We start from the raw sequence: 16,421 nt of genomic DNA, 5'->3' as shown, positions 1-16,421 counted from the left end.
GACACTTGTGGGCGGTACGTCCCCCTCACCCCGGGGGCACGTTCCCGGCGCGAACTCCTTGGTCGATGCGGCCACCGGAAGCGTGCCGGCGGTGGGTGACGCGCCTCGCGCGAGCCACGCCGTACCCCAGACTTTTCGCCGCCCACGGCGGCACGAACGACCGCGTGGACGGTCGCGCCGGCAGACCGGAGGGATCCGTCGCCGGCACGGGTGGCGACCCTCCTGCGGTGGAGGTCTCCGCATGACGGACCAGACCCAGCAGCCCGGTTCCTTCGCGCTGCTCTTCCAGGCACCCGACCCCGACGCCTTCCGCGCCGCTCGTTCCCGATCCGAGGACGAGGTCGAGGAGCCCCGTGGGGCCGAGCGCAGCCCGCGCCGCCGGTCCGACGAGGACGACCAGCCCACCGGGCGCCGCCAGCGTGGCGAGGGCCGCGGTCGTCGGTCGCGGGGTGAGCGCGGAGGCCGCGGGCGCGGCGACGAGGGGGCGGAGGCCACCTCGGAGGAGACCCCGGAGCAGGAGCGTTCCCAGGAGCGCGACCACGAGGACCAGGACGACGAGGCGCGCGGCGAGGGCCGTGTGCGCCGCCGTCGCCCGGATCGCCGTCGCCGCCGGGGTGAGGCCGCCGAGGACGTGGAGCAGGACGCCGACGCGTCCGAGGCCCCGGAGGCGTCCGAGGAGCGTGACCGTGAGGACTCCGCTGACGACGAGTCCGAGGGCGGGCGGGGTGGCCGCCGGGCCCGTCGCCGCCGGGGTGGTCGTGGCCGGGGCCAGGCCGACGAGGCCTCCCGCGAGGGTGACGAGGCAACCGAGCAGTCCGACGAGCAGCGATCCGCCGGTGCCGACGACCAGAGCGAGGACGACACCGACCACGAGCGCAGCAGCCGCTCGCGTCGCTCGCGCAAGCGCTCCCGCGGTGGGCGCCGGCGGTCCCGTGGCGAGGGCGGCGAGCAGCAGAGCGAGGCCACCGGCGAGGCCGGGGACGAGGTGACCCGCGTCCAGGGTTCCACCCGCCTGGCCGCCAAGAAGCAGCGCCGCCGCGAGGGCCGCGAGGCCGGCCGCAAGCGCACCGTGCTCACCGAGGCCGAGTTCCTCGCCCGCCGCGAGAGCGTGGAGCGCACGATGCTGGTGCGCCAGTCCGCCGACTACACCCAGGTGGGCGTGCTCGAGGACGGCGTGCTGGTGGAGCACTACATCGACCGCAAGCAGCAGACCACGATGGTGGGCAACGTCTACCTCGGACGGGTGCAGAACGTGCTGCCCTCCATGGAGGCCGCGTTCGTCGACATCGGCAAGGGCCGCAACGGCGTGCTCTACGCCGGTGAGGTCAACTGGGAGGCCGCCGGCCTGCCCAAGGGGGAGCAGAAGCGCATCGAGGCCGCCCTCCAGCCCGGCCAGGCCGTGCTGGTGCAGGTGACCAAGGACCCCATCGGCCACAAGGGTGCCCGCCTCACCGCGCAGGTCTCCCTGCCGGGGCGCTACCTGGTCTACGTGCCGGGCAACACCACCACCGGCATCAGCCGCAAGCTGCCGGACACCGAGCGGGCGCGCCTGAAGAAGATCCTCAAGGACGTCGTCCCGGCCGAGGCGGGCGTCATCGTGCGCACGGCCGCCGAGGGTGCCTCGGAGGCCGAGCTGCGCGCCGACGTCGAGCGCCTCACCGCCCAGTGGGAGCGCATCGCCGCCACCGAGGCCAAGGGCTCGGCGCCGGTGATGGTGCACGGTGAGCCCGACCTCACCACGCGCGTGATCCGCGACGTCTTCAACGAGGACTTCGGCTCGCTCGTGGTCTCCGGCGACCGGGCCTGGGACGAGGTGAACGGGTACGTCGACGCCGTCGCCCCCGACCTGTCGAGCAAGTTGAAGCGGTGGGAGGAGCAGGAGGACCTGTTCGACCACTTCCGGGTGCAGGAGCAGATCGCCAAGGCGATGGACCGCAAGGTCTGGCTGCCCTCGGGCGGGTCGCTGATCATCGACCGCACCGAGGCGATGACCGTCATCGACGTCAACACCGGAAAGTTCGTGGGCTCGGGCGGCAACCTCGAGGAGACCGTCACCAAGAACAACATCGAGGCGGCCGAGGAGATCGTCCGGCAGCTCCGCCTGCGCGACATCGGCGGCATCATCGTCGTGGACTTCATCGACATGGTGCTCGAGAGCAACCGCGACCTCGTGGTGCGCCGCCTGGTGGAGTGCCTGGCCCGCGACCGCACGAAGCACCAGGTGGCCGAGGTCACCTCGCTGGGCCTGGTGCAGATGACCCGCAAGCGCGTGGGCAGCGGCCTCGTGGAGGTCTACGGCGAGGAGTGCCAGCACTGCGACGGCCACGGTCTGGTGGTGAAGGACGCCCCGGTGGCCCCGAAGGGCGGCGGCGGACGCCGTTCCGGCCGCGGCCAGGGCGGTGGCTCGTCCCAGGGTGGGGAGGCCCGCGCCCAGGAGAGCACGCAGCGCCGTCCCTCCGGGCCGTCGGTGGCCCAGATCGCGCGGGCCGTCCACGCAGCCGCGCTCAAGGGCGAGACCGAGGGTGGTGTGCCCGTGGCCCGTGCCGAGGACATGGCCTCCACGCCGCAGGCCGCACCCGAGGGCCCCGCCGCGGAGAGCGCCCAGCCGGTGCCCGCCCCGCAGCAGGTCAGCGAGCCCGAGAGCGAGGCTGCCGCGTCGCCTGGTTCCGCCCCCGAGGCCGTGGCCCCGGCCGAGCCGGCGCCGGTCGTGACCGGTCGCATCGGCCGTCGTCCGTCCGTGCCCGTCGAGCCCGAGGGCGAGGGTGAGCCCTACGTGGGGGCGCCGGTGGCGGACGCCGCCGAGCCCGCCCCGGCGGCCACGGTGCGTCGTTCCACCGCGCGCCGCGTGGCGCGGACGGCCAGCGGGGCCCCCAGCGTCGAGGCGCCGGCCGCCCCGGCGGCCACCACCAGCGTCGCCGGTGGTGCCGGCGTGGCCGAGACCAGCACGGTGCGCCGTCGGGCTCCCCGTCGACGTGCGGTCGCACCCCAGGGCGGTGAGTCCACCTCGGCTTGAGCCGAGGTCACCGAACATGTAGAGTGGAACGTCGGCGCGCCGACCGTGTCTCTTCGGACCTCGTGAGCAACGAGGTGGTGGAGGGAACGCGACCCCGAGGCCCCTGTGCGAGAGCGCATGGAGCAGCGAGTGGCGCGCCGTCGTTCGTCACGATCCGTGAGGCGCCCGCCCGACCGGGCACGGTGCCCATCGGCCCCAGGGCTCGCCCGGGGTCGTCACGAACACCCCGAACCAGTTGTCCAGCAGACCAGAGAGTGAGCTCAACGTGTACGCGATCGTCCGCGCCGGTGGCCGCCAGGAGAAGGTTTCCGTCGGTGACGTGCTCACCGTCGACAAGGTGGCCGGTGAGCCCGGCGAGAGCATTGACCTGCAGCCGCTCCTGCTCGTCGACGGCTCCACCGTCACCGCCGCCTCCGACAAGCTCGCCTCGGCGAGCGTGAAGGCCGAGATCGTGGGTGCCGCCAAGGGCCCCAAGATCACCATCCAGCACTACAAGAACAAGACCGGTTACAAGCGGCGCCAGGGTCACCGCCAGCCGCTGACCGAGGTCAAGATCACGGCGATCAACGCCTGATCAGCCTCCGGGCCCGATCGAGCAGAACGAGGGAGAAGCGACATGGCAAGCAAGAAGGGCGTGTCTTCGTCCAAGAACGGCCGTGACTCGAACGCGCAGCGCCTCGGCGTGAAGCGCTTCGGTGGCCAGTTGGTGAACGCCGGCGAGATCATCGTGCGTCAGCGCGGCACCCACTTCCACCCCGGTGAGAACGTGGGCCGCGGCAAGGACGACACGCTGTTCGCGCTGTCCGCCGGTTCCGTCGAGTTCGGCAGCAAGCGCGGCCGCAAGACGGTGTCCGTCGTGGGCGCCGACGCCACCGCCTGACACGGTTTCCCGCGGTCACGCACCGCGACGAGGTCGCCACGGCGACCACCCCGACGGGGGCGATGCCACACTGAGGCATCGCCCCCGTCGGCGTTGTGCACCACCCACCCCCGAGCAGTACCGGAGACCCCTGATGACGACCTTCGTGGACCGCGTGGTCCTGCACCTCGCCGCCGGCAAGGGTGGCCACGGCGTGGCCTCCGTGCACCGTGAGAAGTTCAAGCCGCTCGGCGGACCCGACGGCGGCAACGGTGGGCACGGTGGTGACGTCGTCCTGGAGGTCGACGCCCAGGTGACCACGCTGCTGGAGTACCACCGCGGACCGCACCGCAGCGCCCCCAACGGCCAGCCGGGGGAGGGCGACGAGCGCAACGGCGCCAACGGCGAGGACATGGTGCTCCGGGTGCCCGAGGGCACGGTGGTGAAGACCCGCTCCGGCGAGGTGCTCGCCGACCTCGTGGGCCACGGGACCCGTTTCATCGCCGCCCGCGGTGGCGTCGGCGGCCTGGGCAACAAGGCGCTGGCCTCCCGCCGTCGCAAGGCGCCCGGCTTCGCGCTGCTCGGCGAGCCCGGCGAGGAGGTCGAGCTCGTCCTGGAGCTCAAGACCCTGGCCGACGTGGCCCTCATCGGTTTTCCCTCGGCTGGCAAGTCCTCGCTGGTCTCCGTGCTCAGCTCGGCGCGCCCGAAGATCGCCGACTACCCCTTCACCACCCTGGTGCCCAACCTCGGCGTCGTCACCGCCGGCGACGCCCGCTTCACCGTGGCCGACGTCCCGGGGCTCATCCCGGGTGCCGCGCAGGGCAAGGGGCTGGGCCTGGAGTTCCTGCGCCACGTGGAGCGCTGCGGCGTCCTGGTGCACGTGGTGGACTGCGCCACCCTCGAGCCGGGCCGTGACCCGCTCACCGACCTCGACGTCATCGAGGCCGAGCTGCGCCAGTACGTGCCCGACGAGGCGCTGGGCGGCCGGCCGTTGGCCGAGCGCACCCGGGTGGTGGTGCTCAACAAGGCCGACGTGCCCGAGGCGCGCGAGCTGGCCGAGATGGTGGAGCCGATGCTGCGTGAGCGCGGTGTCGAGGTGCACGTCGTCTCCGCGGTGGCTCACATGGGCCTGGAGCCGCTGAAGTTCTCCCTGGCCCGTCACGTGGCTGCCCACCGGGCCAGCCTGCCGCCGGCCGAGCCCGAGCGTGTGGTGGTGCGCCCGAAGGCGCGCGACGACAGCGGATTCACCATCACCCGCGAGAACACCCACGACGGCCACTTCTTCCGGGTGGTCGGGGAGCGCGTGGAGCGCTGGACCAAGCAGACCGACTTCGCCAACGACGAGGCCGTCGGCTACCTGGCCGACCGCCTGCAGCGCGCCGGGGTCGAGGACCAGCTGGTGGCCGCCGGGGCCGTGGCCGGTGACACGGTCGTCATCGGGGCCGGGGACGGCATCGTGTTCGACTGGGAGCCCACCATCACCGCCGGGGCGGAGCACCTGGGGTCGCGCGGTTCGGACCTGCGCCTGGAGGAGCGTTCGCGCCCTACCCGCGCGGAGAAGCGCGAGGCCTTCCACGCCCGCAAGGACGCCGAGAGCGAGGTGCGCCGGGAGATGGAGGCCGAGCGCCGCGCGGGCATCTGGACCGCCGACGACTGACGGGTGCCGGCCGGTAGGATGCCCCTCATGCACAACGTTCTCGCGGTCATCACCGAGGGCGGGGAGTCCGCCCACCACGGCATGGAGCTCCCCTTCGCCCCCATCTGGTTCGGCGTCATCGCGCTGGCCGTCCTCATGGCGCTGCTGTTCATCCTGTGGCAGTTCCGCCACGCCGTGCCCATGGACCCGCGCGACGAGGAGTTCGCCGCCGACCACATCCGTCACGGGCGTCGACGGAGCCGGGCGGGTCGTCGCTGACGATGCGTCTCGGTGTGATGGGTGGGACCTTCGACCCCATCCACCACGGACACCTGGTGGCGGCCAGCGAGGTGGCCGCCACCTTCGGTCTCGACCAGGTGCTCTTCGTCCCCACGGGTCGCCCGTGGCAGAAGGAGGGCAAGCGCGTCTCCCCGGCCGAGGACCGCTACCTGATGACGGTGGTCGCCACCGCGTCCAACCCCCGCTTCTCGGTGAGCCGGGTCGACATCGACCGGCCGGGCCCCACGTACACGCGGGACACGCTCGTTGACCTCAAGCGGATGTACCCCGAGGCCGAGCTCTTCTTCATCACCGGTGCCGACGCCCTCGGGCAGATCCTGTCCTGGAAGGGCGTCGAGGAGCTCTGGGAGCTCGCGCACTTCATCGGCGTGAGCCGGCCGGGCCACGAGCTGAGCGCCACCGGCCTGCCGCAGGACAAGGTGACGCTCACCGAGATCCCGGCCATGGCCATCAGCTCCACCGACTGCCGCCACCGCGTCGAGTCCGGGCTGCCGGTCTGGTACCTGGTGCCGGACGGCGTGGTGCAGTACATCAACAAGCACGGCCTCTACACGCCCGAGGCCACGGCGGGGGAGGGCGAGGACTTCGACGCCATCCTGCCGTCGGCCACCCCCGAGCACGACAGCACTCCGGCCCCCGCACGGGTGACGCCGGCGACCGACTCCGCAGACCCCGTCCAGGAGGACACCGCGTGACCGCCACCCCCGAGGCCATCGAGCTGGCCCGCACCGCCGCCCGCGCCGCCGACGACAAGTTCGCCGAGGAGATCGTGGCGCTGGACGTCAGCGAGCACCTCGCCCTGACGGACATCTTCCTCATCGCGTCCGCGCCCACCGAGCGCCAGGTGCACGCCGTGGTCGATGCCGTGACCGACGCCTGCATCGCGGCGGGCGTCAAGCCGCGCCGGCGCGAGGGGGAGCGCGAGAACCGCTGGGTCCTCGTGGACTTCGGCGACGTGGTGCTGCACGTGCAGCACACCGAGGACCGCGAGTTCTACGACCTGCAGCGCCTGTGGAAGGACTGCCCCGCGGTGGACCTGCAGCTGCCCGAGCACCCGGAGGGCCGCGGGGAGACCGCCGCCCAGTCCGAGGCCGAGGCCCAGCGCCCGTGGTGGCTGCCGCAGGACGGTCAGTGACCCGGACGCTGCTGCTGCAGCGCCACGGCCGGACCGCGGACAACGCGGCCGGCCGCTACCAGGGGCAGGCGGACACGCCCCTGGACCGGACCGGACGCGAGCAGGCGCGGCGCGCTGCGCCCCTGCTGGCCGGTCTGCGCCCGGACGCGGTGGTGAGCTCGGACCTGGCCCGGGCCTCGGCGACCGCCCGGGAGGTGGGGGACCTGCTGGGGGTGGGGGTCCTCACCGACGCGCGACTGCGCGAGGTGCACATGGGCCAGTGGCAGGGCAGGCTCCGCAGCGAGCTGGCCGGGGACCCGCGGTGGGCGGACACCCTGGCCGCCCTGCGGTCCGGGGAGGACCCGCGACGTGGAGGGACGGGGGAGACCCTGGCCGAGTGCGTCGTCCGTGTCGGTGAGGCCGTCGAGGAGCACCTCCGGGGGATCGATGAGGGGGGAACCCTCCTCGTGGTGGGGCACGGGCTCTCCACGCGCGCCCTGGTGGCCAGCCGGCTCGGTCTGACGCAGTCCTCCCTGGGGCCGCTGGGCAACACGCGGTGGGCTCAGGTCACCATCGGGGGCTCCGGATGGGTCCTCGACGCCTGGAACGTGGGTGTCGAGGGCGTCTGAGGGCCGAGGATTCCGCACCACGAAGCCGATTTGGCATTCGAGGGGAAGATGTGTGTAATATTCACCGGTCGCTCCGAGAGAGCGGCTCCCAGATACGGGGCTATGGCGCAGTTGGTAGCGCGCTTCCATGGCATGGAAGAGGTCAGGGGTTCGAATCCCCTTAGCTCCACATCGAGAAGGCCCACACCGTGTGGTGTGGGCCTTCTGCGTTGCCGGGTGGGGAGTCAGGTTCCCACCGACCACGGGCGGCGGATCGTGCGGCTCACCCGGCAGGGTGAGCCGCGAAGGGGCGGTGCGCCTCGGTGAAGAGGTGCACCACCTCGTCCTCAGTCATCCCCTCGATGCCGGGGAAGCAGCAGGTGGCGGACGTGGACGCCCAGGTACCGCTTGGGGCCGACCACGAGGGGAACGGTCGGAGGGTGCGCGGCCAGTCGGTGGACACCCTCCTGGGTGAGGGGCATCACGGCGCAGCGGCCACCGGGCTGGTTCTTCACCGGGATGGTGGTCCGTCGGGGCGGGAGGAGGTCCCCCCGGGCACCGGATCGACACCGCGCAAACGCACCCCGTGGGCGTCCAGCACCACGGGCCGGCTCGCACGGGCACCCGGTGAGGGTCACCGCACCCTGACGGTGCAGCACACGGAGCGCTGCGGCCAGCGCGCCGGCCGAGGCGTGCGGCCCGGGTCCGTTCAGGACCGAGGGCGCTGCTGACGGGGCTGCTGTCCGCCCCGCTCCGCACGGTTCATCCCGGCCCGTACCCCACGGCTCACCAGCCGCCGGGTGACGATGCGTCCAACTCGGTTCGCGATCTGCTGCCATGCCATACCCACGACGTTAACGGCCTTCGAGGTGTGCGTCGAGGGCGGCTGCTCTTGCGCCAGGGGCGGTCAGGGGAGAGGGTGGGGTGGAACGACGCCCCGAGAGCCGGGGCAGGAAGGAGGCCCGCCATGGGTATCGCTGACAAGCTGGGCAACGCCGCCGACGAGGCGAAGGGCAAGGCCAAGGAGGCCATGGGCGACGCGACGGACAACCCGCGTCTCCAGGCCGAGGGTCAGAGCGACCAGGCCTGCGCCAACCTCAAGCAGGCCGGCGAGAACGTCAAGGACGCCTTCGGCAAGTGAGCTGAGGCCTCCGACCCGGTGAGGGGCCGTCCGTGCGGAGACCGCAGGGCGGCCCCTCATCCGTCCCCGGCCCCGGCCCCGGCCCCGGGCCGCGCCGCGGGCCGGCGGCCACGGGGGCCGACCGTGACGTGAAAGACTGACCCGACGCCCGTACACCCCATCGACCCACGAGGTGCCCCGCTCCGTGTCCCCCGTCGCGCACACCGCTCTGCAGCCGGCCGCCACCCCGCCGTCGCAGATCCGCAACTTCTGCATCATCGCCCACATCGACCACGGCAAGTCGACACTGGCCGACCGCATGCTGCAGATCACCGAGGTGGTGCAGGCCCGCGACATGCGCGCGCAGTACCTGGACCGCATGGACATCGAGCGCGAACGCGGCATCACCATCAAGTCCCAGGCCGTGCGCATGCCCTGGGCGCTGGGGGAGGGCAAGGACCAGGAGACCTTCGTCCTGAACATGATCGACACCCCGGGTCACGTGGACTTCACCTACGAGGTGTCGCGCTCCCTGGCCGCCTGCGAGGGCGCGATCCTGCTCGTGGACGCCGCCCAGGGCATCGAGGCGCAGACCCTGGCCAACCTGTACCTGGCGATGGAGAACGAGCTCACCATCATCCCGGTGCTCAACAAGATCGACCTGCCGGCCGCACAGCCGGAGAGGTACGCCGAGGAGATCGCCGGCCTCATCGGCTGCGAGCCCGAGGACGTGCTCAAGGTCTCGGGCAAGACCGGTGAGGGCGTCACCGAGCTGCTCGACCACATCGTGGACCGGATCCCGGCCCCGGTGGGCGACGCGGACGCCCCGGCCCGCGCGATGATCTTCGACTCCGTCTACGACACCTACCGCGGCGTGGTGACCTACGTCCGCGTGGTGGACGGTCAGCTCACCCCTCGCGAGAAGATCCAGATGATGTCCACCGGGGCCACGCACGAGCTGCTGGAGATCGGCATCATCTCGCCCGAGCCGCTGCCCACCAAGGGCCTGGGTGTCGGCGAGACCGGGTACCTCATCACGGGCGTGAAGGACGTGCGCCAGTCCAAGGTGGGTGACACGGTCACCTCCTCGGCGCAGCCGGCGGGCGAGGCCATCGGCGGGTACAAGGACCCCAACCCGATGGTGTACTCGGGCCTGTACCCGATCGACGGCTCGGACTACCCCGTGCTGCGTGACGCGCTGGACAAGCTGAAGCTCAACGACGCCGCGCTGGTGTACGAGCCCGAGACCTCCGCGGCCCTCGGTTTCGGCTTCCGCGTGGGCTTCCTGGGGATGCTCCACCTGGAGATCGTGCGCGAGCGCCTGTCGCGCGAGTTCAACCTCGACCTCATCAGCACCATGCCCAACGTGATCTACACGGTGCGCATGGAGGACGGCACCGAGGTGGTGGTGACCAACCCGAGCGAGTTCCCCGCCGGCAAGGTGGCCAGCATCACCGAGCCCGTGGTCAAGGCCACCATCCTCACGCCGAGCGAGTTCATCGGCTCGGTCATGGAGCTGTGCCAGAACCGGCGCGGCACCCTCGGTGGCATGGACTACCTCTCCGAGGACCGCGTGGAGATGCGATACACGCTGCCGCTGGCCGAGATCGTCTTCGACTTCTTCGACAACCTGAAGTCCCGCACCAAGGGTTACGCGTCCTTCGAGTACTCCGAGGCGGGCTCGCAGGAGGCCGACCTGGTGAAGGTGGACATCCTGCTGCAGGGTGACCAGGTGGACGCCTTCAGCTCCATCGTGCACAAGGACAAGGCCTACGCCTATGGCGTGGAGATGGCCGGCAAGCTCAAGGAGCTCATCCCGCGCCAGCAGTTCGAGGTGCCCATCCAGGCCGCCGTGGGCTCGCGGATCATCGCGCGCGAGACCATCCGCGCCATCCGCAAGGACGTGCTCTCCAAGTGCTACGGCGGCGACATCAGCCGCAAGCGCAAGCTGCTGGAGAAGCAGAAGGAGGGCAAGAAGCGCATGAAGATGGTGGGCACGGTGGAGGTGCCGCAGGAGGCCTTCATCGCGGCGCTCAGCCAGGACGGCGAGAAGGGCAAGGACTCCAAGTGAGCACCGCCCGCGACGCCGTCGGCGGTGGTCTTCGGCCCGAGGGGGCGCCCCGCAAGGGGGCGGCGGCCGCGGCCGGGGCGGCGCTGGAGCACGCCGGGGTCTCCCGCAGCGACGCCGAGCGCCTGCCCGACGGTCGGCTCAAGCGCGTCACCCGCTCCTACGTGGTCCGCGGCGAGCGCCCGGACCCGCGCCACGCGCAGGCGTGGGAGAAGCACGCCGACCGCCTCGTGGTGGAGCCGCCGCGCACCACCGAGCCGCTCTCGGTGGACCCGGCCTTCCGCTTCGACGCCGAGGCCGTCTTCGGTCGCCGTGCGCCGCTGGTGGTGGAGATCGGTGCCGGGTCCGGCGACGCCGTGGCCGCCCACGCGGCCGCGCACCCGGAGACGGACCACATCGCCATCGAGGTGTGGCACCCCGGGGCCGCGCAGATCGTCAGCCAGCTGGCGCACGCCGGGCTCGAGAACGTGCGGGTCATGGAGGTCGACGCCGCGCGCGCGTTCGCCACGATGTTCCAGCCCGGCTCGCTGGCCGAGGTGTGGACCTTCTTCCCCGACCCCTGGCCCAAGGCCAAGCACCACAAGCGCCGCCTGGTGAGCCCGGCCCTGGCCGACGACGTGGTGCGCACCCTGCAGCCGGGCGGTGTGTGGCGCCTGGCCACCGACTGGGCGGACTACGCGTGGTGGATGCGTGACGTGGTGGAGGCCTGCGAGGGCCTGGAGAACCCGTACGCCGGGGAGCGTCCCTCGCCGGAGGACCCGGCGGGGGCGGACCGGGGTGGGTTCGCGCCGCGGTTCGACGAGCGGCCGCTCACGCGCTTCGAGCGCAAGGGCCTGGGGGTGGACCGCACCGTGCGTGACGTGGTGGGCCGTCGGGTCTGAGGTCCTGACCGGGCGGCGGGGGGGGGAGTGTGCGCCTCAGAAGGAGTCGCGCACGTGCACCTGGCTGCCGCCGAAGAGCTGCCAGAAGTCGTCCTCACCGTCGGCGAGCCCGGCCTGGCGGGCCGCACCCAGGGTCTGGCTGCCGCTCCACACCGCCGCGAAACCATGGGACGTGAAGCGCACCGTCGGCTCCCTGCCCTCGAGCTGCTCCACGGTGGCCTGCCCATCGCGCTGGGCGAGCGTTTACTGGCCCCCGGTGAACGCCGCCTCGCCGCCGGGGAAGAGGGGGCCGCGGCGGGTGAGGGGACCGTTGTGCTCGAGGGCCCAGGCCTCGTAGGTGTCGACGACGACGGGCAGGTCGGCGGGGGGCGCGCCGCAGCGTCGCGTGCCTCGGCGCGATGCCGGCGAGGGCCGCCAGCGGCACCTCGGTCTCGTCGTCGTAGGTGGTCACCACCTCGTGGCCCAGCGAGCGGTAGGCACCCGGGGCGGTGGCTTCAGGGTGGAGACCACGGCGCCCCAGCCGCGAGCCTCGTCGGTGAGGGTGCGCACCAGACGGGCCGCGAGCCCCTGGCCGCGGTGCTCCGGTGCCACCTTGACCCCGGCGATTCCGGCTGTCGGCAGCACCTGTCCCCACCACCACGAGGCGGACCGCTGGCAGGTGGCCGAGGCGACCACCCTGCCGCCGACCTCGGCCGCGGTGGCCGGGCGCCGCTGCGGGGTGGAGGTCATGCGGGGACGCTACGCGGCGGCCACCGGGGGAGCCACCGCTTTTCGGCTGGGAGAATCACCGCGTGCCACAGCTCCCCGACGGTGACCCCGCGCCGCACGACGGCCGCCTGCCCGCCGCCTCCCTCTCCGCGATGCGGGGCGGCACCTTCTCGCTCTACCTGCACGTGCCGTACTGCTCGGTGCGCTGCGGGTACTGCGACTTCAACACCTACACGCTCACCGAGCTGGGCGATGCGACGGGTGCCTCGCTGGCCACGTGGGTGGACGGTGTGGCCGCCGAGCTCGACCTGGCCGTCGACGTGCTCACCGCCGACGGGGGCGCGCCGCCGGTGGTGGACACCGTGTTCGTGGGCGGCGGCACCCCCTCGCTGCTGGGAGCCGATGACCTCGGCCGCGCGCTGGGGGTGGTGCGGCAGCGCTTCGAGGCGGCGCCGGACTGGGAGGTGACCACCGAGGCCAATCCCGACCAGGTGGACGAGGCGTTCACCACCGCCCTGGCCCGTGCCGGGTACACGCGGCTGTCGGTGGGCATGCAGTCCGCCGTGCCGCACGTGCTCGCCACGCTCGACCGCACCCACGACCCGCGCAACGTGGAGCGCGCGGTGGCCGCCGCGCAGTCCGCCGACCTGGCGGTGTCGGTGGACCTCATCCACGGCACGCCGGGCGAGTCACTGGCCGACTGGCGCACCAGCGTGGAGGCGGCCCTGGCGCTGCGGCCCGACCACGTCTCGGCCTACGCCCTCACCATCGAGGAGGGGACCGCCCTGCACCGCCGGGTGGCGCGCGGGGAGCTGCCCCGGCCCAGCGAGGACGACCAGGCCGACAAGTACGAGCTGGCCGACGACCTGCTCACCGGTGCCGGGTACGCCTGGTACGAGCTCTCCAACTGGGCGCGCACCGAGCGCGGGCGGTGCCGCCACAACGAGCACTACTGGGACGGCGGGCACTGGTGGGGCGTGGGGCCCGGGGCGCACAGCCACGTGGGCGGTACCCGGTTCTGGAACGTCAAGCACCCGCGCGCCTGGGCCCAGCGCCTGGCGTCCGGTTCCCCGGCTGAGGCGCGGGAGGTGCTCACACCCGAGCAGGTGACCGAGGAGCGGGTGATGCTCGGCATCCGCCGCCGGGAGGGGCTGCCCGTGGAGGACGTGCCCGACGCCGGGCGGCAGGCGGTGGCCGGTCTCGTGGCCGCGGGGCTGCTCGAGGGCGTGCCCGCAGTGCGCGACCGGCGGTTGGTCCTCACCCGTCGGGGCCGGTTGCTCGCCGACCGCGTGACCTGGGGGCTGCTCGGCCTCTGAGGAGTGATCGGGCGCCTCGGGCCCCCATATGGGAACGCCGCGGGGCGGCCGACCGGGTGGTCGACCGCCCCGCGGCGTGGGGAACCGGTGCGTCAGTCCAGGATCTTGATCTCGACGGGGTAGCGGTATGGCTCCCCGTGGTTGGCCTTGAGCGTGGCGCTGATGGTCCACCAGAGATAGATGCCGGTGGCGAGGAGAGCGAGCGGGACCAGGAGGAACAGGGCCAGGCCGAAGGTGAGAGGCGCCACCACGAAGAGGCCGAACCCGAGCGTGACGAAGACGATGGTGGCCACGACGTGGAAGTTGAACGACCCGGCGGCGGCGCGGCGCACGAAGGGGTCGCGGTCCTTGTACACCAGCCACACGATGAGCGGCCCGACGAAGGGCAGGAGGCCACCGGACAGCACCCACGAGATGATGCCGGACAGGTGGCAGAACATGGCCACGAGGCGGTCGGAGTCGGACTTCTGGCCGGCGGCGGCATGCGTCCCGTTCCAGCCGGGGCCGCTCGCGCCGGGCTGACCGGGGCCGCCCTGCCGGGGTCCGCCGCCGGCGAAGGTGTCGTCCGGAGTGCTGCCACCGGACAGGGCCGAGGAGTCTGCCGAGGAGTACGAGGGGCCGGTGCTCCCGTTCGGGGGAGGGGGTGGTGTGGTCATGCCCCCAGCATGACCACATCCGGCCGCGGGCGGCGCCCCTCCCGCAGGCGGATCTGTGGACCACCGTGACCTTCCTCGGGCGGGGGATCAGCCCAGCGGCACCTCGCCCACGGTGACGAAGTCGATGAGCTCCTCCACCCGCCCCAGCAGCTCGGGCTCGAGGTCGGTGTAGTCGTCCACGGTGGCCAGGATGCGCTTCCACCCGCGCGCCACGTCGGCCTGCGTGGCGTGCGGCCACCCCAGCTCGGCGAGGATGCCGTGCTTCCACGAGGTGCCCTTGGGGATCACGGGCCACTGCGTCCACCCGAGCTGCTGGGGGCGCACGGACTGCCACACGTCCACGTAGGGGTGGCCCACGATCTTCACGTGGCGGGCGTAGCGTGGGGTGGCCCGTGCCTCCTCCACCACGCGCCACTCCTTGGTGCCGGGCACGAGGTGGTCCACCAGCACCCCCATCCGGCGGTCGGCGGTGGGTCGGAACTCCTCGATGACGGCACGCAGGTCGTCCACGCCGTCGAGCATCTCCACCACCACGCCCTCCACGCGCAGGTCGTCACCCCACACCTTCTCCACGAGCTCGGCGTCGTGCCGTCCCTCCACGAAGATGCGCGATCCGACCGCCACCCGTGCCGGGGCATCGGCGACGGCGCGGCTTCCGCTGCGGGTCCGCGCGGGCGCGGTCGCGCGCGCAGCCGCCCTCGGGGCCACCAGGGTGACCGGCTGCCCGTCGATCCAGAAGCCCGGGCCCAGGGGGAAGGCCTTGGTGCGGCCGCGCCCGTCCTCCAGGTGCACCACGTGCTCGCCGCCCGCCTTCTCCACCGAGACCACGGCGCCCACCCACCCGGTGGTCACGTCCTCCACGACCGTGCCGGGCACCGCCTCGACCTCGCGGCTGCGCCCGCGCGGGGGACGCTTCCAGTCGCCGGCCAACACGTCCGATCCGTACCTGTCCATGGGGGCAGAGGGTACGGCGCCGGTCTGCCCGGGCGGCGTAGACTGGCACTTGGTGTGCCGGAGTGCCAGCGGCCCCGGGCCGGAGGTCCGCGCACGCCGTCACCGGACCGATGCCGAGACCCGTCAGGAGGAGTCGATGTCCTCGGAACGCCGCCTGCAGGTGCTGCGCGCCATCGTGGAGGACCACGTGCGCACCTCCGAGCCCGTGGGCTCGCGCAGCGTGCTGGAGCGGCACGGCATCGGGGTCTCGGCGGCCACCATCCGCAACGACATGGCCATCCTCGAGGCCGAGGGGCTCATCCAGGCACCCCACACCTCCGCCGGGCGCGTGCCCACCGACGCCGGGTACCGCCGCTTCGTGGACACCATCAGCAAGGTGCCCCGCCTCACGCCGGCCGAGCGCCGCGCCATCCGCGACTTCCTGGCCGACCCCATGGACCTCGACGACGTCGTGGAGCGCACCGTCCGGCTGCTGGCCGCCCTGACCCGCCAGGTGGCCGTGGTGCAGTACCCCTCCCTGACCCGTTCCGCACTGCAGCACGTGGAGCTGGTGCCGATGGGGCCGCGCACCATGGTGGTGATCATCACCGACAGCGGCCGGGTGGAGCAGCGCCTGGTGGACCTGCCCGAGGGCACCGGCCCGGAGGAGCTGCGCCGCCTGCGCGACCGGGTCAACGGCGCGGCGGCGGGCCGCACCTTCGAGGACGCCCGGGCCGCCCTGGCCGCCGCCACTGAGGAGTCGCCCGCCGACCCGGCGCTCGCCGAGCTGTGCCAGGTGGTCGCCGGAACGCTGGCCGAGGAGCGCGAGGAGCGCCTGGCCCTGGCCGGCACCTCGAGCCTGGTGCGCAACACCACGGACTTCGGCGGGTCGCTGGAGACGGTGATCTCCGCCTTGGAGGAACACGTGGTGCTGTTGCGGTTGTTGCAGTCCGCGGACCCGACCGAGGCGCCGACCGGCCGTACCCCCGCCGTGGCCGTCTCCATCGGGACCGAGCACGACCACAGCGGCCTGCAGACCACCTCCGTGGTGGCCAGCACCTACGGGCAGGAGGGCGTCGGTTCCCTCGGCGTCCTGGGTCCCACCCGCATGGACTACCCCGGCACGATGGGGGCGGTCCGCGCCGTGGCCGCGTACCTGTCCGAGGTGCTCGAGCACCGCTGAGCACCGGCACGTCCCAGACCACCGCC

Annotated in this window: 17 protein-coding genes and 1 tRNA gene; 14 read left to right on the top strand and 4 right to left on the bottom strand. The window is 72.8% G+C overall.

The genetic code is table 11. The features are described 5' to 3' along the window. The first annotated feature begins 241 nt into the window (after positions 1 to 241). The 12 genes from CYJ76_RS05570 to trmB all read left to right on the top strand — a co-directional run bounded on the left by CYJ76_RS05570 (position 242) and on the right by trmB (position 11,599). Complete coding sequence (locus tag CYJ76_RS05570; protein WP_101849476.1) at positions 242 to 3,013, top strand: ribonuclease E/G; 2,772 nt, start codon at positions 242 to 244, stop codon at positions 3,011 to 3,013. Positions 3,014 to 3,278: 265 nt separating this feature from the next. After that, a complete protein-coding gene (gene rplU, locus CYJ76_RS05565) occupies positions 3,279 to 3,587 on the top strand; it encodes a 50S ribosomal protein L21 (RefSeq protein ID WP_101849475.1) in 309 nt (102 codons plus the stop codon). A gap of 42 nt (positions 3,588 to 3,629) precedes the next feature. Next, positions 3,630 to 3,893: a 50S ribosomal protein L27 gene (gene rpmA, locus CYJ76_RS05560; RefSeq protein ID WP_101849474.1), complete on the top strand. Its 264-nt coding sequence runs from the start codon at positions 3,630 to 3,632 to the stop codon at positions 3,891 to 3,893. A gap of 133 nt (positions 3,894 to 4,026) precedes the next feature. Further along, positions 4,027 to 5,529, top strand: a complete 1,503-nt coding sequence (gene obgE, locus CYJ76_RS05555; protein ID WP_101849473.1) for a GTPase ObgE — start codon at positions 4,027 to 4,029, stop codon at positions 5,527 to 5,529. A 27-nt stretch (positions 5,530 to 5,556) separates the two neighbouring features. Continuing rightward, the gene (locus CYJ76_RS05550; RefSeq protein ID WP_101849472.1) at positions 5,557 to 5,787 is read left to right on the top strand and encodes a hypothetical protein; all 231 of its coding nucleotides are present in this window, start codon (positions 5,557 to 5,559) and stop codon (positions 5,785 to 5,787) included. A gap of 2 nt (positions 5,788 to 5,789) precedes the next feature. Next, on the top strand, positions 5,790 to 6,503 hold the full coding sequence (gene nadD / locus CYJ76_RS05545) for a nicotinate-nucleotide adenylyltransferase (RefSeq protein WP_101849471.1): 714 nt from the start codon (positions 5,790 to 5,792) through the stop codon (positions 6,501 to 6,503). Further along, positions 6,500 to 6,943: a ribosome silencing factor gene (gene rsfS / locus CYJ76_RS05540; protein ID WP_101849470.1), complete on the top strand. Its 444-nt coding sequence runs from the start codon at positions 6,500 to 6,502 to the stop codon at positions 6,941 to 6,943. The genes nadD and rsfS overlap by 4 nt, the downstream gene beginning before the upstream one ends. Beyond that, the gene (locus CYJ76_RS05535) at positions 6,940 to 7,551 is read left to right on the top strand and encodes a histidine phosphatase family protein (RefSeq protein ID WP_180802224.1); all 612 of its coding nucleotides are present in this window, start codon (positions 6,940 to 6,942) and stop codon (positions 7,549 to 7,551) included. Before rsfS ends, CYJ76_RS05535 begins: the two co-directional genes overlap by 4 nt. 96 nt (positions 7,552 to 7,647) lie before the next feature. After that, a tRNA-Ala gene (locus CYJ76_RS05530) sits at positions 7,648 to 7,720 on the top strand. Between the two features lie 777 nt (positions 7,721 to 8,497). Beyond that, positions 8,498 to 8,671, top strand: coding sequence for a CsbD family protein (locus CYJ76_RS05520; protein ID WP_101849467.1), 174 nt, complete (start codon positions 8,498 to 8,500; stop codon positions 8,669 to 8,671). A gap of 184 nt (positions 8,672 to 8,855) precedes the next feature. After that, positions 8,856 to 10,721 (top strand): translation elongation factor 4, encoded by a 1,866-nt coding sequence (gene lepA, locus CYJ76_RS05515; protein ID WP_101849466.1) that lies wholly within the window; start codon positions 8,856 to 8,858, stop codon positions 10,719 to 10,721. After that, positions 10,718 to 11,599, top strand: a complete 882-nt coding sequence (gene trmB, locus CYJ76_RS05510) for a tRNA (guanosine(46)-N7)-methyltransferase TrmB (RefSeq protein ID WP_083323348.1) — start codon at positions 10,718 to 10,720, stop codon at positions 11,597 to 11,599. Before lepA ends, trmB begins: the two co-directional genes overlap by 4 nt. A gap of 36 nt (positions 11,600 to 11,635) precedes the next feature. Here trmB and CYJ76_RS12425 read toward each other — a convergent pair whose 3' ends face one another. Both CYJ76_RS12425 and CYJ76_RS05505 read right to left on the bottom strand, forming a co-directional pair. Next, the gene (locus CYJ76_RS12425; RefSeq protein WP_168168394.1) at positions 11,636 to 11,812 is read right to left on the bottom strand and encodes a hypothetical protein; all 177 of its coding nucleotides are present in this window, start codon (positions 11,810 to 11,812) and stop codon (positions 11,636 to 11,638) included. A gap of 234 nt (positions 11,813 to 12,046) precedes the next feature. After that, on the bottom strand, positions 12,047 to 12,328 hold the full coding sequence (locus tag CYJ76_RS05505) for a GNAT family N-acetyltransferase (protein ID WP_070703194.1): 282 nt from the start codon (positions 12,326 to 12,328) through the stop codon (positions 12,047 to 12,049). 62 nt (positions 12,329 to 12,390) lie between these two features. Here CYJ76_RS05505 and hemW point away from each other — a divergent pair, with 62 nt between their 5' ends. After that, entirely contained in the window at positions 12,391 to 13,623 is a 1,233-nt protein-coding gene (gene hemW / locus CYJ76_RS05500) for a radical SAM family heme chaperone HemW (RefSeq protein WP_070703195.1), read from the top strand. Positions 13,624 to 13,715: 92 nt separating this feature from the next. Here hemW and CYJ76_RS05495 read toward each other — a convergent pair whose 3' ends face one another. Beyond that, on the bottom strand, positions 13,716 to 14,279 hold the full coding sequence (locus CYJ76_RS05495; protein ID WP_083323349.1) for a DUF4870 domain-containing protein: 564 nt from the start codon (positions 14,277 to 14,279) through the stop codon (positions 13,716 to 13,718). Between the two features lie 87 nt (positions 14,280 to 14,366). Further along, positions 14,367 to 15,233, bottom strand: coding sequence for a DUF3097 family protein (locus CYJ76_RS05490; RefSeq protein ID WP_101849465.1), 867 nt, complete (start codon positions 15,231 to 15,233; stop codon positions 14,367 to 14,369). 136 nt (positions 15,234 to 15,369) lie between these two features. Here CYJ76_RS05490 and hrcA point away from each other — a divergent pair, with 136 nt between their 5' ends. Then, on the top strand, positions 15,370 to 16,395 hold the full coding sequence (hrcA, locus tag CYJ76_RS05485; protein ID WP_070703197.1) for a heat-inducible transcriptional repressor HrcA: 1,026 nt from the start codon (positions 15,370 to 15,372) through the stop codon (positions 16,393 to 16,395). The last annotated feature ends 26 nt before the right edge of the window (positions 16,396 to 16,421 follow it).

This window comes from Kytococcus schroeteri, assembly GCF_002847825.1.
Taxonomy (GTDB): Bacteria; Actinomycetota; Actinomycetes; order Actinomycetales; family Dermatophilaceae; genus Kytococcus; species Kytococcus schroeteri.
The sequence above is the reverse complement of the archived record's forward strand: the minus strand, read 5'-3'. Positions and strand labels throughout refer to the sequence as shown.

Bases quoted from the DNA above. Each gene is read 5' to 3' on its own strand.
- CYJ76_RS05570 (WP_101849476.1), top strand. From the start codon at position 242: ATGACGGACCAGACCCAGCAGCCCGGTTCCTTCGCGCTGCTCTTCCAG.
- rpmA (WP_101849474.1), top strand. From the start codon at position 3,630: ATGGCAAGCAAGAAGGGCGTGTCTTCGTCCAAGAACGGCCGTGACTCG.
- obgE (WP_101849473.1), top strand. From the start codon at position 4,027: ATGACGACCTTCGTGGACCGCGTGGTCCTGCACCTCGCCGCCGGCAAG.
- CYJ76_RS05550 (WP_101849472.1), top strand. From the start codon at position 5,557: ATGCACAACGTTCTCGCGGTCATCACCGAGGGCGGGGAGTCCGCCCAC.
- nadD (WP_101849471.1), top strand. From the start codon at position 5,790: ATGCGTCTCGGTGTGATGGGTGGGACCTTCGACCCCATCCACCACGGA.
- CYJ76_RS05520 (WP_101849467.1), top strand. From the start codon at position 8,498: ATGGGTATCGCTGACAAGCTGGGCAACGCCGCCGACGAGGCGAAGGGC.
- CYJ76_RS05505 (WP_070703194.1), bottom strand. From the start codon at position 12,328: ATGACCTCCACCCCGCAGCGGCGCCCGGCCACCGCGGCCGAGGTCGGC.
- CYJ76_RS05495 (WP_083323349.1), bottom strand. From the start codon at position 14,279: ATGACCACACCACCCCCTCCCCCGAACGGGAGCACCGGCCCCTCGTAC.
- CYJ76_RS05490 (WP_101849465.1), bottom strand. From the start codon at position 15,233: ATGGACAGGTACGGATCGGACGTGTTGGCCGGCGACTGGAAGCGTCCC.
- hrcA (WP_070703197.1), top strand. From the start codon at position 15,370: ATGTCCTCGGAACGCCGCCTGCAGGTGCTGCGCGCCATCGTGGAGGAC.